Raw genomic sequence first — 16,000 nt, 5'->3', positions numbered from 1 at the left:
GAGCGACTTTCGTCACTCCGGAGAGACCCGCTCCGACTGGTGCGCGAGGGGGGAGTTGAACCCCCACGCCCTTTCGGGCACTGGAACCTGAATCCAGCGCGTCTGCCTATTCCGCCACCCGCGCATGGGTGCTGCCGTCCGGCCGCTCTCCCGCTCCCCGGCCCGATCTTCTTGATCCGTCCGGTTCGTGTGGAGCGCCTTCCGACATCCAGAACATTAGCACGCCCCTCGGGGTGCAATCACACCCGTTACCGAGGCCCCCGCCCCCACCCGTCCGTGGAGCGTCACGGTTGCGGGACACTGTCGTCAGGGCACCTCTACGATCCCTGTGAGAGGTGACACTGCTCCACAGGGCCAGGAAGGGGAACCACCCGATTTCCCGATGCGTGGATACGATCAGTAAGCAGTACCAGGACGACCCAGAGCACGACTGAGGAAGGAGGTGCCCGGTGGGAGTACTGAAACGCTTCGAGCAGCGTCTCGAGGGCCTCGTGAACGGCACCTTCGCCAAGGTGTTCAAGTCCGAGGTCCAGCCGGTCGAGATCGCCGGCGCGCTCCAGCGCGAGTGCGACAACAACGCCACGATCTGGAACCGCGACCGGACGGTCGTCCCGAACGACTTCATCGTCGAGCTGAGCGCGCCCGACTACGAGCGGCTCAGCCCGTATTCCGGGCAGCTCGGCGACGAGCTGGCCGGCATGGTCCGCGACTACGCCAAGCAGCAGCGATACACCTTCATGGGCGCCATCAAGGTGCATCTGCAGAAGGCCGAGGACCTCGACACCGGCCTGTACCGGGTGCGCAGCCGGACGCTGGCCTCCAGCGAGTCCCAGAGCCCGGAGGGCCCGCAGGCGGCCGGCCGCGCCGGCGCCGCAGCGGCCCCGCAGCAGCGCCCCGGCGGTTACGGCTACCCCGCCCAGCCCGCCGGTGCCCCACCGATGCCGTCCGCGCCCCCCGGCGCCCGTCCGGCGCCCCGCAGCAGCGGAGCGGCCGCCGGCGTCGGAGCCCAGCCGCAGGGGCAGACCCGCCGCTGGATCGAGATCAACGGCACCCGCCACCAGATCTCCCGGCCCACGCTCGTTCTGGGCCGCTCCACCGACGCTGACGTGCGGATCGACGATCCCGGTGTCTCCCGCAGACACTGCGAGATCCGGGTCGGAACCCCACCGACCATCCAGGATCTCGGGTCGACGAACGGCATCGTGGTGGACGGACAGCACACCACGCGCGCTACGCTCCGCGACGGCTCGCGGATCGTCGTGGGCAGCACCACCATCGTTTACCGGCAAGCCGAAGGGTGAAGCGGGGGCAATGTCAGAGCTGACCCTCACGGTCATGCGGTTGGGTTTCCTCGCCGTACTGTGGCTGTTCGTCATCGTGGCCGTCCAGGTCATCCGAAGCGACCTGTTCGGGACCCGCGTGACCCAGCGCGGTTCGGCGCGGCGCGGCGCCCCCGACCGGCCGCAAACACAGCAGCAGCAGCGGCAGCAGAGCGCGCCGCCGCAGCGCCAGCAGTCCGGGGGCCGCCGCGGCCGCGGTGCCCCCACCAAGCTGGTGGTCTCCGAGGGCACGCTCACCGGCACCACGGTCGCCCTCCAGGGGCAGACCATCACCCTCGGCCGTGCGCACGATTCAACAATCGTGCTGGACGACGACTACGCCTCCAGCCGGCATGCCAGGATCTACCCGGACCGTGACGGCCAGTGGATCGTCGAGGATCTCGGGTCCACCAACGGCACTTATCTCGACCGGACCCGACTCACCACACCGACACCGATTCCGCTGGGTGCGCCGATCCGTATCGGCAAGACCGTCATCGAGCTGCGGAAGTAGTAGGACCATGACGACCGGAGGGTGGGCAGCGTGGTTGGCAAGGGGCTGTACCCGGAGCCGACGGGCGAGGTGCGCATGAGTCTGTCACTGCGTTTCGCGGCCGGATCACACAAGGGCATGATCCGGGAGGGCAACGAGGACTCCGGCTACGCCGGTCCCCGGCTGCTCGCGATCGCCGACGGCATGGGTGGCCAGGCCGCCGGCGAGGTCGCCAGCTCCGAGGTGATCTCCACCCTCGTCCAGCTCGACGACGACGTCCCGGGCTCGGACATCCTGACGTCCCTCGGCACCGCCGTGCAGCGGGCCAATGACCAGCTGCGCGTCATGGTCGAGGAGGACCCGCAGCTCGAGGGCATGGGCACCACGCTCACCGCCCTGCTGTGGACCGGCCAGCGGCTCGGTCTGGTGCACGTCGGCGACTCGCGCGCGTATCTGCTGCGCGACGGGGTGCTCACCCAGATCACCCAGGACCACACCTGGGTGCAGCGCCTGGTCGACGAGGGCCGGATCACCGAGGAGGAAGCGGGCACCCACCCGCAGCGCTCCCTGCTGATGCGCGCGCTGGGCAGCGGCGACCATGTGGAGCCCGATCTGTCCATCCGTGAGGTCCGGGCCGGTGACCGCTATCTGATCTGCTCCGACGGCCTGTCCGGCGTCGTGAGCCACCAGACCCTCGAGGACACCCTCGCCAACTACCAGGGCCCGCACGAGACCGTGCAGGAGCTGATCCAGCTCGCGCTGCGCGGCGGCGGCCCCGACAACATCACCTGCATCGTCGCCGACGTCCTCGACGTCGACGGCGCCGACACCCTCGCCGCCCAGCTCAACGACACCCCCGTGATCGTGGGCGCGGTCGCGGAGAACCAGGTCCCGCTCGGGGACGGCGGCGCCGCGCACACCCCCGCGGGCCGGGCCGCCGAGCTCGGCCGGTCCGTACCGCCGCAGCAGGGCGACGCGCACGGCGGCTTCGGACCGCCCGGCAGCGGCGATCCGGCCATCGGCGGTATGCCGCAGGGCAGTTACGGCGACTACGCCGACGGAGACTTCACCAAGAAGAGCGGCCGCAAGACATGGGCCAAGCGGTCGCTCTTCATCGTGCTCGGCCTCGCCGTGATCGGTGGCGGCCTCTATGGCGGCTATCGCTGGACCCAGACGCAGTACTACGTTGGCTCCAACGGCGACCATGTCGCGATCTACCAGGGCATCAGCCAGGATCTGGCCTGGATCAAGCTCAACAAGGTCCATGAGGACCACCGCGAGATCGAACTCAAGTACCTCCCGGCCGACCAGCGCGGCCGTGTGGAGGACACGATCACGGTCAGCGGACTGGGCCAGGCCCAGGACAAGACCAAGGACCTCGCCACCCTCGCCAGCGCCTGCAAGAAGGCCGATGCCCAGGAGAAGGCCGAGGAGAGCCAGAAGGACCTCACCGGCGGCGACAAGGGCAAGGGCGACAAGACGCCCAGTGGCGGCGCATCCAGCAGCGCCGACCCGTCCCAGAACAGCAGCGGCAAGCCCGGGAGCGGGAAGACCGAGACCCAGCTCGGAACGAATGCCGCCAAGGCCACGTCCAAGCCCACGCCGACGACGTCTCCCACTCCGAAGCCCGGCCCCACCCTCTCGGAGGAGGAGAAGAAGTTGGTCCCGCAGTGCAGCAGCACCCAGCAGTGAAGCCGTAAGGGGCCGACCACCCATGAGCAGTAGTACGACCAACACGACGACGATCAGTACGGCCGGGCCGCCGAGCAGGCGGAACACCGAGCTGGTCATGCTCGTCTTCGCGGTGATCATTCCGGTCTTCGCCTACGCCAACGCCGGCCTGGCACTCAGCGACGAGATGCCCTCGGGCATGCTCAGCTACGGCCTCGGGCTCGGTCTGCTGGCAGGCGTCGGCCATCTGGTGGTCCGGAAGTTCGCGCCGTACGCGGACCCGCTGCTGCTGCCGATCGCCACGCTCCTCAACGGGCTGGGCCTGGTGCTGATCTGGCGGCTGGACCAGTCCAGGCGGCTGGCCCAGCGGGCGAAGGACGCCGGCATGGCCTTCGCGCCCTCGGCCCCCAACCAGCTGATCTACTCGGCACTGGGCGTCGCCCTCTTCGTCGGCGTCCTGATCCTGCTCAAGGACCACCGCATCCTCCAGCGCTACACCTACATCTCCATGGTGGTGGCGCTGATCCTGCTGATCCTTCCGATGTTCTTCCCGGCGCGTTTCGGCGCCCGCATCTGGATCACCCTCGGCAGCTTCTCCATCCAGCCCGGTGAGTTCGCCAAGATCATCATCGCCGTGTTCTTCTCCGGCTATCTGATGGTCAAGCGGGACGCGCTCGCCCTGGCCAGCCGCCGCTTCATGGGGCTGTACCTGCCGCGCGGCCGCGACCTCGGCCCGATCCTGGTGGTCTGGGGGATGAGCATCCTCATCCTGGTCTTCGAGACCGACCTGGGCACCTCGCTGCTGTTCTTCGGCCTCTTCGTCGTGATGCTGTACGTCGCCACCGAGCGCACCAGCTGGATCGTCTTCGGTCTGCTGATGTCCGCGGCCGGCGCGGTCGGCGTCGCCACCTTCGAGCCGCACGTCCAGTCGCGTGTGGACGCCTGGCTCCAGCCCTTCGAGGTGGCCAAGAACGGAGGCAGTGACCAGATCGCCCAGGCGCTGATGGCCTTCGGCTCCGGCGGCGTCTTCGGCACCGGCCTCGGCCAGGGCAACTCCGACCTCATCGGCTTCGCCGCCAACTCCGACTTCATCCTGGCCACCGTCGGCGAGGAGCTCGGGCTCGCGGGCACCATGGGGCTCCTGCTGCTCTACGGCCTGATCGTGGAGCGCGGTGTGCGCACCGCCCTCGCCGCCCGTGACCCGTTCGGCAAGCTGCTGGCCATCGGCCTGTCCGCGGCCTTCGCCATCCAGGTCTTCGTCGTGGCGGGCGGTGTGATGGGCCTCATCCCGCTGACCGGTATGACCATGCCGTTCATCGCGCAGGGCGGTTCGTCCGTCATCGCCAACTGGGCGCTCGTCGCCATCCTGATCAAGGTCAGCGACACCGCGCGCCGCCCGGCGCCGGCGCCCGCCCCCACCACAGACGCCGAGATGACCCAGGTGGTCCGACCGTGAACAAGCCCCTGCGCCGAATCGCGATCTTCTGCGGACTCCTCGTCCTCGCCCTGCTGGTGCGGGACAACTGGCTCCAGTACGTCCAGGCCGACGAGCTGAAGAACCGCGACGGAAACCACCGGGTTCTGATCGCCCGTTACAGCCAGCCGCGCGGCAACATCATCGTCGACGGCCAGCCGATCACCGGATCCGCCGAGACCAACGGCATCGACTTCAAGTACAAGCGCACCTACAAGGACGGCCCCATGTGGGCGCCGGTCACGGGGTTCGCCTCGCAGGCGTACGGCGCCAACCAGATCGAGAACATCGAAGACGGCATCCTTACGGGCAACGACGACCGCCTCTTCTTCAACCGGACGATCGACATGATCACCGGCAAGAAGCAGAAGGGCGGCGACGTCATCACCACCCTGAACCGCAAGGCCCAGGAGGCAGCGTTCAAGGGCCTCGGTGACAAGAAGGGCGCCGTCGCCGCGCTCGACCCGCGCACCGGCAAGATCCTCGCCCTCGCCTCCACCCCGAGCTACGACCCGTCGAAGATCTCGGGCGCCACCTCCAAGGACAAGGAGGCGTGGCTCGGGCTCCAGCCGAAGAAGGACAAGGACGACCCGATGCTCAACCGGGCGCTCCGTCAGACCTACCCGCCCGGCTCGACCTTCAAGGTCGTCACCGCCGCGGCCGCGCTGGAGAACGGCAAGTACACCGACATCGACGCGCCGACCGAGTCCCCGGTCCCCTGGAAGCTCCCGCTGTCCACCCAAAACCTGCCCAACGAGGGGAACATCCCCTGCAAGAACGCCTCGCTGCGGCAGGCACTCCGCTACTCCTGCAACACGGTCTTCGGCAAGCTCGGTGACGACCTCGGCAAGGAGAAGATGCGGGAGCAGGCCGAGAAGTTCGGCTTCAACGAGACGGTCGACACCCCCGTCCGCGCCTACGCCAGCGTCTACCCCGAGGACATGGACCGGCCGGGCAACGCGATGTCGGCCATCGGCCAGTTCGACAACCGGGCCACCCCGCTCCAGATGGCGATGATCGCCTCCGCGGTCGCCAACGACGGCAAGCTGATGAAGCCGTACATGATCGACTCGCTGCGCGCCCCCAACCTCAACACCATCGAGCAGACCGACCCGGAGCAGATGAGCCAGCCGCTCAGCTCCGAGAACGCCCAGAAGCTCCAGAGCATGATGGAGACCGTGGTCAAGGAGGGCACCGGCACCAGCGCCCAGATCCCGGGCGTCACGGTCGGCGGCAAGACCGGCACCGCGCAGCACGGCGTCGCCAACAGCAAGAACCCCTACGCGTGGTTCATCTCCTACGCCAAGGGGCACGACGGCTCGCCGGTCGCGGTCGCGGTCGTCATCGAAGGGTCCAACACCCTCCGTGGCGACATCGCCGGTGGCAAGCTGGCCGCGCCGATCGCCAAGAACGTGATGAAGGCCGTACTGGAAACCGAGCGCGCCAAGTGACCCCCGTCACGTCCGGATACCAATCCCGCACGTCGCCGTACCGGTCCGGTATCAGATAGCCACTGAGGCCGGGTCCCGTAAGACGTGCCGGGTACGGTATGCGCGAGCAGCACTTCGCCGGCCCACAGGTGCGGCCGGGAACCACGGAAGAGGGCTGGAGTAGCTATGGAAGAGCCGCGTCGCCTCGGCGGCCGGTATGAGCTGGGCTCAGTGCTCGGCCGCGGTGGCATGGCGGAGGTCTACCTCGCGCACGACACCCGCCTCGGCCGTACTGTCGCTGTGAAGACGCTCCGGGCGGACCTTGCCCGGGATCCGTCCTTCCAGGCCCGGTTCCGCCGAGAGGCCCAGTCGGCCGCCTCGCTCAACCATCCCGCGATCGTCGCGGTCTACGACACCGGCGAGGACTACGTCGACGGCGTCTCGATCCCGTACATCGTGATGGAGTACGTCGACGGTTCCACGCTGCGTGAGCTCCTCCACTCGGGCAGAAAGCTGCTCCCCGAGCGCTCGCTGGAGATGACCACCGGCATCCTCCAGGCCCTCGAGTACTCGCACCGCAACAACATCGTCCACCGGGACATCAAGCCGGCCAACGTCATGCTCACCCGCAGCGGCCAGGTCAAGGTGATGGACTTCGGCATCGCCCGGGCCATGGGCGATGCCGGTATGACCATGACGCAGACGGCCGCCGTCATCGGCACCGCCCAGTACCTCTCCCCCGAGCAGGCCAAGGGCGAGACCGTCGACGCGCGCAGCGACCTGTACTCCACCGGCTGTCTGCTCTATGAGCTGCTGACCGTAAGGCCGCCGTTCGTGGGCGACTCCCCGGTGGCCGTCGCCTATCAGCACGTGCGGGAGGAACCGCAACCGCCGAGCACGTACGACCCCGAGATCACCCCGGAGATGGACGCCATCGTCCTGCGGGCGCTGGTCAAGGACCCCGACTACCGCTACCAGTCGGCCGACGAGATGCGCGCCGACATCGAGGCGGCCCTGGAGGGCCAGCCGGTGGCCGCCACCGCCGCCCTGGGCGCGGTCGGCTACGGCTCCGACGACCAGCCCACCGCGATGCTGCGGCCGCAGAACTCCGGCGCCGGGGCGCAGACGTCGATGCTTCCGCCGATGCGCGAGGACGACGGCGGCTTCGGCTACGACGAGCGGCCGGACCGCGGCCGGGGGCGCGGGGGCCCCGGCAAGAAGAGCAACCTCTCCACGATCCTGCTGATCATCGCCGGGATACTGGTGCTGGTCGGTGCGATCTTCATCGGGAAGGCGCTCTTCTCCGGCGGTAAGGACGACGACAGGGTCCCGGTCCCCAACCTCGTCGGCAAGACGCTCGAGGACGCCAGGAGTCAAGGCGAGAACGGCGACTTCAAGGTCAAGAACGTCGGCTCCAAGTTCTGCGAGAACGCGGACAAGAACACCGTCTGTGAGCAGACCCCCAAGGGCGGCGACGAGGTCAAGCGGTACGGCACGGTCGAGCTGACCATGTCCAAGGGCCCCAAGCCCGCGGCCAGGGTCGAGGTTCCCGACGTCCTGAACGTGCAGTACGAATCGGCCAAGCAACAGCTCGAGGCCAAGGGCTTCAACGTCGAGCAGAAGACCGAGCAGTCGGACCAGACCGCCGGCAAGGTGATCGACCAGGACCCGAAGGGCGGCAAGAAGGTCGCGAAGGGCGCCACGATCACCCTGACCGTCGCCGAGGCCCAGCAGAAGGTCGTCGTCCCGGACGTGACCACGCAGAAGGTCGAGGACGCCACGAAGTCGCTCCAGGCGAAGGGCCTCAAGGTCCAGACCCAGGAGGTCGAGAGCGGCGACGTCGACGCCGGCACGGTCACCGACCAGACGCCCAAGGGCGGCCAGGAGGTCCTGCCCGGTTCGACGGTCACGCTGACCGTCGCCAAGAAGCCGGCGCAGGACGAGAACGTGCCGGTGCCCAACCTGGGCGGCCAGAACCTCAAGGACGCCAAGAAGGCGCTCCAGGACCTGGGCCTCAACGTGGGCAACATCGCCGGTCCGCAGGACGACAACGCCACCGTGGTGGCCAGCCAGCCCGGCGCGGGCACCCAGGTGCCCAAGGGCCAGTCCGTGAACCTCATCACGGTCGCCGGCCAGGGTGGCAACGGCGGGAACGGCGGCGGTGACAACGGCGGAGGCATCTTCGGCGGCCAGAACGGCTTCTAGCCGGCCTCCGGACACCGGGACACCGGGACACGGAGAAGCCCCCGGCACCCTCTCAGGGTGCCGGGGGCTTCTCCGTGCTCGGGGCCTGCCGGGGGGCTAAGCAGGTCGGAGGAAGTCCGCTACGGCTCGGGCAGCGCCCCAAAGGGGCGCGGGGAACTGCGCGACCTGCCACGACGGCGCCGCAGTCGGCCGACGACGCATCGCCACACTTCCAGCGAAGCGCTTAGCGCAGTTCCTCGGGGGGCGTACGGTCCGCGTCGACCTTCTCGGTGCGCTCCAGCTCGCCCCACACGATGTAGCGGTGGCGGGAGGTGTAGACGGGGGTGCAGGTCGACAGCGTGATGTAGCGGCCCGGCCGCTTCCGGCCCGACTCCTTCGGGACCGCGTCCAGCACGTCCACGTTGTACTTCGAGGTCTCCGGCAGCGTCGCGTAGACCTTGTAGACGTACCAGGTGTCGCGGGTCTCGAAGACCACCGGGTCGCCCTCGTGGACCTTGTCGATGTTGTGGAACTTCGCGCCGTGCCCGTCCCGGTGCGCGGCCAGGCTGAAGTTGCCCTTCTTGTCCCACGGCATCGCGGACTTGACCGGCTTGGTGTAGTAGCCGGCCACGCCGTCGTTGAGGGTCTCGGTGGCGGTGCCCTTCTTGACCAGCACCTCGCCGTTGTGCATGGACGGCACGTGCAGGAATCCGATGCCGCTCTTGGTGTCCAGCTTGCCCGGCCCCTGCTGCGCCCAGTGCTTGCGCACCCGGTCGCCCTGCTTCTTGGCCTCACGGTCGGCCAGGACGTTGGTCCACCACAGCGAGTAGACGACGAACAGGGCGAGGATGATCCCCGCGGTGATCAGCAGCTCGCCGAAGACGGCGATGGCCGCGGCCACCCGTCCACGGCCGGGGCGGCGGCTGGGCGTTGCGGGCGGGCCGGGGTGCCGGTCCTGCCGCTCGTCGTGGTCGGTCCGTGCCACCGCGTTGTACCCCTTTTTCTGGTTACCCGGCTGTTCCCGCTCATTCGACCAGCGCGTCCGGCTTTCCCTCGCTACGCGGCCGCTCCTCGACCATCTTGCCCCAGACGATCATCCGGTAGGTGCTGGTGAACTCCGGGGTGCAGGTGGTCAGCGTGATGTACCGCCCCGGTTCGGTGAAGCCGGAGCCGGGCGGCACCGGCTTGATGACGCCCGTGTTGGACGGCGATGTCTGCGGCAGGATGCTGCTCATCGCATAGGTGTAGTACCGGCTCTGCGTCTCGACGACGATCTCGTCGCCGGGCTTGAGGTGGTTGATGTAGCGGAACGGCTCGCCATGGGTGTTGCGGTGCCCGGCGAGCGCGAAGTTGCCCTTCTTGTCCCACGGCATGGCGGTCTTCAGCGGGCTCTTGCCGTAGTGGCCGACCATGCCGCGGTCGAGGACCTTGTGCTTGTCGATGCCCTCCGCGATCGGGGCCTTCACATCCAGCTTGGGGATGTAGATGATCGCGAACCCCTGTCCGGGCGAGAAGGTGCCCGGGTCCCGCTCGTCGCCGCTCTCGTCCCACTTCTTCTGGAGGTTGTTCGCGGCGCCGTTGGCCTGCTGATGGGCAAGGATGTTCGTCCACCACAGCTGATAGGTGACGAAGAGCAGCATCACCACGCCGAGCGTGATGAACAGCTCGCCGACCACCCGGCTCGCCACCACCCCGGGGCTGTCCTTGCGCGCCCGTGCGGCGCGCCTGGCCTCCATACGGGTGCGGGGCCGGGCGTCCGCGGCGCTCCCCGCGCCCTCCGCGTCCCGTGTGGCGCCCGCCTCCGCCGTGCCGCGCCGGGCGCGGGAGCCGTGCCTTCCGGCGCGCTTCCCGGCCCCCTGGGCGGCCTTACGGCGGGCGGCCCGGCCGCTGGGCGCGGGCTCGGGATCGGGCTCGGGATCGCCGTCGCGCTCGGCCTCGATCTTGCGCAGCACCATGGTCCGGTCGGCGGGCGGCGCCTCCACGGCGCGCAGGGCGACCGTCTCGTCGTCGCCCCGGGGCGGCACCGGGGGCAGGACGGCCGTCTCGGCGGCCTCCGGGGCACGTGCGGACGTCTCGGCGGACCGTGGGGACGTTTCGCCGGACCGTGCGGACGTCCCGCCGGACCGTGGGGACGTTTCGCCGGACCGTGGGGATGGCCCCGAGGCGCGGGTGGGCGTCGGCGTCCTGGCGGCGTATGCGGGCTCTGAGGGCCCCGTGGGGGCCGTACGGGCGCGACGGCGCCCGGTGGGCGGCCCGGCCGCCTCAGCTGCCTCCTCCGCCCCCGGGGGAGCCGTACGAGCGCGTCTGCGCCCCGTGGGCGGCCCGGCGGCCTCCTCCTCCGAGGGGGCCGTACGAGCGCGGCGACGCCCCGTGGGCGGCCCGGCCGGCTCAGCGGCGTCCTCCGGCCCCGCGGCGACCGGGCGGGCGCGCCGCCTGCGGCCGGTGGGCGGCGGCACCGAGAGCGACGCGGTGCCCACGGCGCGCCCCGTGGGCCCGGCCGGGGCGGAGTCCGGCAGCGGATCGGCCCGCGGGTCCCGCGGGCCCTCCGCAGCCGCCGCCGGGAACGCGTCCGGGTCCCCCTGGGCGCCATGCGCACCAGAGGCGCCATGCGCACCAGGGGCGGCATGCTGCTCATGAGACCCATACGGCGCGTACGGGGCGGGCTCCCGGGCGCCCTGGGCGGCGCCCTCGCGCTCGGGGCGCGGTCCGGTCACTCGCCGGCCTTACCGCCGACCGCCCCGACCACGGGGGCGAGCCCCGCGGACCGCCCCACGGCATCCGTGTCCCCGCACTCCACCAGCCAGTTGGCGAGCATCAGGTGGCCCCATTCGGTGAGGACCGACTCGGGGTGGAACTGGACGCCCTCAACCCGCAGTTCACGGTGGCGCAGACCCATGGCGATACCGGTCTCCGTCCAGGCCGTGATCTCCAGCTCGGGGGGCACCGTCCCCCGTTCCACGGCCAGCGAGTGATAGCGGGTGGCGGTGAACGGGGTGGGCAGCCCGCTGAAGACGCCGGCCCCCTCATGGGTCACCAGCGAGGTCTTGCCGTGCAGCAGCTCCGGGGCCCGCCCGACGACACCGCCGTACGCGACGGCCATGGACTGCATCCCCAGGCAGACGCCGAACACCGGTACGCCGGTGCCCGCGCAGTGCCGGACCATGTCGACGCAGACCCCGGCCTCCTCCGGGGTGCCGGGCCCGGGGGACAGCAGGACTCCGTCGAAGCCGTCCTGGGCGTGGCCGAGGGAGACCTCGTCGTTCCGCACCACCTCGCACTCGGCGCCGAGCTGGTAGAGGTACTGGACGAGGTTGAAGACGAAGCTGTCGTAGTTGTCGACGACCAGGATGCGCGCGCTCATCGCGGACCCGCCATTCCCTGGTCGACGGTCACGTCGTTGAACGGCAGCAGGGGCTCCGCCCAGGGGAAGACGTACTGGAAGAGCACGAAGACGATCGCCAGCACCAGCACGAGCGAAATCAGCGCCCGCACCCATGCGTTACCCGGCAGATGCCGCCAGATCCAGCCGTACATGCCATCCCTACTCACCGATGACGAAGTCGATTGCAGCACCGGAGTGCAGCACCAGAGTAAGGGGCGAGGGGTGGGGCCGGAGGGTCAGCTGTACAAAGCCTTGGGCTTGCCTTGGGCTACGGATTGGGTCGCGTCGAGGTGTGCCCAGGTGATCAGCCGGTGGCTGTGGCCCCACTCCGGCTCGCAGGTCGTCAGCGTGAGATAGCGGCCGGGGCGCCGGAAGCCGGACGCGCGCGGCACCGGATCGATCACCCCGGTGTCGGTCGGCAGGGTGCGATAGGGCTGCCGGTCGACGCGGTAGGTGAACCAGGTGGTGCCGTCGGTCAGCACCACCGCGTCACCGGGGCGCAGCTCGGGGAAGTCCTTGAAGGGGTCGCCGTAGGTGCGGCGGTGCCCCGCGACGGCGAAGTTGCCGAGGGCGCCGAGGCGGGCGGTGCGGGAGTAGTGGCCGAGCCCCTTCTTCAGGGTGTCGGTGGCGGTGCCCTCGAGGACGGGCTTGGCCCAGTCGGCGCCGAAGCGCGGGATGTACATGATCGAGAAGGAGGCGCCGGGCTCGTAGCGGCGGGGCTTCGACGAGGGCTCGGCACCGGCGCTGACCGTGCCGGTGGCCCAGCGGTCCTGGAGCTGGTCGATCTGGCCGTCCATGGCGCGGTCGGCCCGTACGGAGGTCCAGTACAGGACGTAGACCACCAAAAGGATGATCACAGCTCCGACGGTGACGCAGATCTCACTCAGCGTCCTGACGATCAGCCGCGTTCTCATCGGCCCCCACTGTCCGCCCCGCTGCCCCGGTGCCGCGCGCCGGTCCGCCGGTGCTATCCGATGGGCTGTGCCTGGTGCAGATCCACTGTGCCGGAGTAGCCGGGAAGAGTCACCGTGTCGTGCTGGTCGACTTTCCAGCCGAGGCCGTACGCGTCGACATAGCTGCGGTAGTTCTGGATCGCGGGTGAGGCGGCGAGGGCGGCATCCAGCTTGTCCCGGTCACCCACGGCGGTGACCTTGTAGGGCGGCGAGTAGACCTGGCCCTGGAGGATCAGGGTGTTGCCGACGCAGCGCACCGCACTGGTGGAGATCAGCCGCTGGTCCATGACCTTGATCCCCTCGGCGCCGCCCTGCCACAGCGCGTTGACCACGGCCTGGAGGTCCTGCTGGTGGATGACGAGATCGTTGGGCTGGGGATCCGGGACGCCGGGGATCTGCGGGGTGGCGTTCGGCGGGGCGTCGGTAAGAGTGACGGTGAGCCCGGGGCCGGTGAGCTTCTTGGTGCCGGCGGTCTCCTCCAGCTCGGCCAGCTTGCGGCGCTCGGCCTGGGTGCTGCCGTTGTCCCGCCGGGCGAGGGCGTCGACCTCGGAGCGTATTTTGCCCGTGCTGTCACCCAGGGTGCCGTTCTTACGGCTGCGTTCCTGGATGAGATCGGAGAGCCGCAGCATCGATTCATCACTGCGGAGGTTGGTGCCCTGGGCCGTGTTGAAACTGGTCCAGAAGATCAGTCCGGCCAGCGCGAAGACCGCTCCGGTCAGCAGCCGTACGGGGCGGAACCGGGGGCGGCGGGACGCCGGGGTGGGGGAGTCAGCGGAATTGCTCAACGTACCCTTACTCCTTACGACGCCGCGGAAGGACTACGCTAACGGACGTGTGGGGGAGGGACGTGGTCCCCGTCGCTGTCCCGCCCCGGCGCCGTCCGTACACATCCCCGCGCGGTCACGCAGCGCATCGACAGGAGAGTTCCTCGTGCCGAAGTCACGGATCCGCAAGAAGGACGACTTCACGCCGCCGCCGGCGAAGCAGGCAGCCAGTATCAGTCTGAACAGCGGCCGCCGGTGGGTGGCACCGCTGATGCTGGCCATGTTCCTGATCGGCCTCGCGTGGATCGTCATCTTCTACGTGACCACGGGGGACATGCCGGTGGAATCGCTGGGCAACTGGAACATCGTGGTCGGCTTCGGCTTCATCGCCGCGGGGTTCGTCGTCTCCACCCAGTGGAAGTGACCCGGCGGTCCGCAGGCTCGTCCCCACGTTGTCCACAGGGTTATCCACAGCCGGGGAAAACTCAGAAGATCTGTGGATAACCTCTGCCGTGTTGACGCCGGTGTGACCGGTAACGGGCGTCTGTTCGATCGTTCACACCCCCGTCTTCCTGCGAAAACGCAGGTCAGCCGGGGGGCGTACGCAAGTTCTCCACAGGTTGCGTAAGATCCGCCACGCGCTGTGGACAACTGACCGGGTCCGGCTCGTCCCAGGTGGCCCATGGCCGGCCGCTCATCGGCCGGCCGCCCCGCTCATCCGGTGAGCTTCCTCAGCGGGTGGCTTCACCCGGTGAGCTGCACCGTCCGGATCCACACCATCGCGACGATCGCGAGCAGCACCAGGACGCAGGTCCCCCGCTGCACCAGCGCCCGCTTCTCCCGGGGCGCGTGCACCATCCCGTACGCCACCACCGTGCCCGCGACCAGCCCGCCGACATGGGCCTGCCAGGCGATGCCGGACCAGGTGAAGGTGAAGAGCAGATTCAGCGCCAGCAGCGCGATGACCGGCCGCATATCGTAGTTCAGCCGGCGCATCAGCACGGCAGTGGCGCCGAGCAGGCCGAAGATCGCGCCGGAGGCGCCCAGCGACGGCTGGTTCTGCGCGGCCAGGAGATACGACAGCGCACTGCCGCCAAGACCCGACAGCATGTACAGCACGATGAAGCGGACCCGGCCGAGCGCGGCCTCCAGCGGGCCGCCGATCCACCACAGCGAGAGCATGTTGAAGGCGATGTGCATCAGCTGCTGGTGGAGGAAGACCGAGGTCACCAGCCGCCACCACTGGCCCTCGGCGACGCCGACGATCTGCACCGTGCCGGGGTCGTAGGCCCGGCCGACCAGGTCGAGATCGTTCACCAGCCGGTCGCCCGCGGACAGCGCGGCGAGCCATACCGCGATGTTGATGGCCACCAGGATCTTGGTGATCAGCCGGGGGTCCGAGGCCATCGTGCCGCCGGCCAGGGTGCGCGGCTGGGCGGCGCGCGGCGGGGGTCCGGCGGCCGAGGCCCCGGACCCGGCGGACGCCCGTCCGCTCACGCACTCGGGGCACTGGAACCCCACAGACGCGCTGATCATGCACTCGGGGCAGATCGGGCGCTCACAGCGGGTGCAGCTGATGCCGGTCTCCCGCTGGGGGTGCCGGTAGCAGCAGACCGCCTGGTCCTCCATGGTGTCCCCTCGCCCCTTGTCCACTTCTGATCGGGCGTTCCCCCGCCCCGCTTGTACACACGGACACTTGTTCACACGGACAAGCGGGGCCTGAAAGTTCCCCGTACCGGGGCATGAGAGCTCCCCGTACGGGTTCAGCCCTCGCGCGTCTCGATGACGACCGACTCGATGACGACGTCCTGGAGCGGACGGTCGGTGCGCGGGTTGGTCGCGGTGCCCGCGATCGCGTCGACGACCTTCTTGCTGCCCTCGTCGACGACCTCGCCGAAGATGGTGTGCTTACCGGTCAGCCACGCGGTCGGGGCGACCGTGACGAAGAACTGCGAGCCGTTGGTGCCCGGGCCGGCGTTGGCCATCGCCAGCAGGTACGGCTTGTTGAAGGCCAGGTCCGGGTGGAACTCGTCGCCGAACTCATAGCCGGGACCACCGGTCCCGTTGCCCAGCGGGTCACCGCCCTGGATCATGAAGCCACTGATCACCCGGTGGAAGACGGTGCCGTCGTAGAGCTTTTCCTTGGCCTTCTTGCCGGTGGCTGGGTGAGTCCACTCGCGAGTGCCTTCGGCCAGTTCGACAAAGTTCTTGACCGTCTTGGGCGCATGGTTCGGCAGCAGCCGGACCACGATGTCGCCGTTGTTCGTCTTCAGGGTGGCGTATAGCTGCTCGGCCACGATCAACCTTCCATCGTTTTCACTTACGTCTCC

At 69.3% G+C, this 16,000-nt stretch carries 15 protein-coding genes and 1 tRNA gene; 7 read left to right on the top strand and 9 right to left on the bottom strand.

The window, feature by feature from the left end:
- Positions 1-37: 37 nt before the first annotated feature.
- Positions 38-124 (bottom strand) — tRNA-Leu (locus KHP12_RS27090).
- Between the two features lie 325 nt (positions 125-449).
- On the opposite strand from KHP12_RS27090, the gene KHP12_RS27085 reads away from it, so the two are divergent.
- The 6 genes from KHP12_RS27085 (at position 450) to pknB (ending at position 8,592) form a co-directional block, all read left to right on the top strand.
- Positions 450-1,301, top strand: a complete 852-nt coding sequence (locus KHP12_RS27085; protein ID WP_210609546.1) for an FHA domain-containing protein — start codon at positions 450-452, stop codon at positions 1,299-1,301.
- 10 nt (positions 1,302-1,311) lie between these two features.
- On the top strand, positions 1,312-1,833 hold the full coding sequence (locus KHP12_RS27080) for an FHA domain-containing protein FhaB/FipA (protein WP_210609544.1): 522 nt from the start codon (positions 1,312-1,314) through the stop codon (positions 1,831-1,833).
- 75 nt (positions 1,834-1,908) lie between these two features.
- A complete protein-coding gene (locus KHP12_RS27075) occupies positions 1,909-3,504 on the top strand; it encodes a PP2C family protein-serine/threonine phosphatase (RefSeq protein ID WP_086885250.1) in 1,596 nt (531 codons plus the stop codon).
- 22 nt (positions 3,505-3,526) lie between these two features.
- On the top strand, positions 3,527-4,939 hold the full coding sequence (locus tag KHP12_RS27070) for an FtsW/RodA/SpoVE family cell cycle protein (protein WP_086885243.1): 1,413 nt from the start codon (positions 3,527-3,529) through the stop codon (positions 4,937-4,939).
- The gene (locus KHP12_RS27065) at positions 4,936-6,408 is read left to right on the top strand and encodes a peptidoglycan D,D-transpeptidase FtsI family protein (RefSeq protein ID WP_086885244.1); all 1,473 of its coding nucleotides are present in this window, start codon (positions 4,936-4,938) and stop codon (positions 6,406-6,408) included. Before KHP12_RS27070 ends, KHP12_RS27065 begins: the two co-directional genes overlap by 4 nt.
- A 165-nt stretch (positions 6,409-6,573) precedes the next feature.
- Positions 6,574-8,592, top strand: coding sequence for a Stk1 family PASTA domain-containing Ser/Thr kinase (gene pknB / locus KHP12_RS27060; protein ID WP_086885245.1), 2,019 nt, complete (start codon positions 6,574-6,576; stop codon positions 8,590-8,592).
- 223 nt (positions 8,593-8,815) lie between these two features.
- On the opposite strand, the gene KHP12_RS27055 is transcribed toward pknB, so the two are convergent.
- The 6 genes from KHP12_RS27055 to KHP12_RS27030 form a co-directional block, all read right to left on the bottom strand.
- On the bottom strand, positions 8,816-9,556 hold the full coding sequence (locus KHP12_RS27055) for a class E sortase (protein WP_086885246.1): 741 nt from the start codon (positions 9,554-9,556) through the stop codon (positions 8,816-8,818).
- A gap of 40 nt (positions 9,557-9,596) precedes the next feature.
- Positions 9,597-11,285, bottom strand: coding sequence for a class E sortase (locus KHP12_RS27050; RefSeq protein WP_211833854.1), 1,689 nt, complete (start codon positions 11,283-11,285; stop codon positions 9,597-9,599).
- Positions 11,282-11,932 carry an aminodeoxychorismate/anthranilate synthase component II gene (locus tag KHP12_RS27045; protein WP_037954544.1) on the bottom strand — a complete coding sequence of 217 codons (651 nt, stop codon included), beginning with the start codon at positions 11,930-11,932 and terminating at the stop codon, positions 11,282-11,284. Before KHP12_RS27045 ends, KHP12_RS27050 begins: the two co-directional genes overlap by 4 nt.
- A complete protein-coding gene (locus KHP12_RS27040; RefSeq protein WP_020869946.1) occupies positions 11,929-12,105 on the bottom strand; it encodes a hypothetical protein in 177 nt (58 codons plus the stop codon). The genes KHP12_RS27045 and KHP12_RS27040 overlap by 4 nt, the downstream gene beginning before the upstream one ends.
- A gap of 84 nt (positions 12,106-12,189) precedes the next feature.
- Positions 12,190-12,867 carry a class E sortase gene (locus KHP12_RS27035; RefSeq protein ID WP_211833853.1) on the bottom strand — a complete coding sequence of 226 codons (678 nt, stop codon included), beginning with the start codon at positions 12,865-12,867 and terminating at the stop codon, positions 12,190-12,192.
- A 53-nt stretch (positions 12,868-12,920) separates the two neighbouring features.
- On the bottom strand, positions 12,921-13,691 hold the full coding sequence (locus KHP12_RS27030; protein ID WP_210609542.1) for a DUF881 domain-containing protein: 771 nt from the start codon (positions 13,689-13,691) through the stop codon (positions 12,921-12,923).
- A 145-nt stretch (positions 13,692-13,836) separates the two neighbouring features.
- On the opposite strand from KHP12_RS27030, the gene crgA reads away from it, so the two are divergent.
- On the top strand, positions 13,837-14,094 hold the full coding sequence (gene crgA, locus KHP12_RS27025) for a cell division protein CrgA (RefSeq protein WP_020869949.1): 258 nt from the start codon (positions 13,837-13,839) through the stop codon (positions 14,092-14,094).
- Positions 14,095-14,414: 320 nt separating this feature from the next.
- Here crgA and KHP12_RS27020 read toward each other — a convergent pair whose 3' ends face one another.
- Positions 14,415-15,299, bottom strand: coding sequence for a rhomboid family intramembrane serine protease (locus tag KHP12_RS27020; protein ID WP_037954553.1), 885 nt, complete (start codon positions 15,297-15,299; stop codon positions 14,415-14,417).
- A 134-nt stretch (positions 15,300-15,433) separates the two neighbouring features.
- Positions 15,434-15,967, bottom strand: coding sequence for a peptidylprolyl isomerase (locus tag KHP12_RS27015; protein ID WP_086886471.1), 534 nt, complete (start codon positions 15,965-15,967; stop codon positions 15,434-15,436).
- Between the last annotated feature and the right edge of the window lie 33 nt (positions 15,968-16,000).

The sequence above is a fragment of the Streptomyces asiaticus genome, from assembly GCF_018138715.1.
Taxonomy (GTDB): domain Bacteria; phylum Actinomycetota; class Actinomycetes; order Streptomycetales; family Streptomycetaceae; genus Streptomyces; species Streptomyces asiaticus.
The sequence above is the reverse complement of the archived record's forward strand: the minus strand, read 5'-3'. Positions and strand labels throughout refer to the sequence as shown.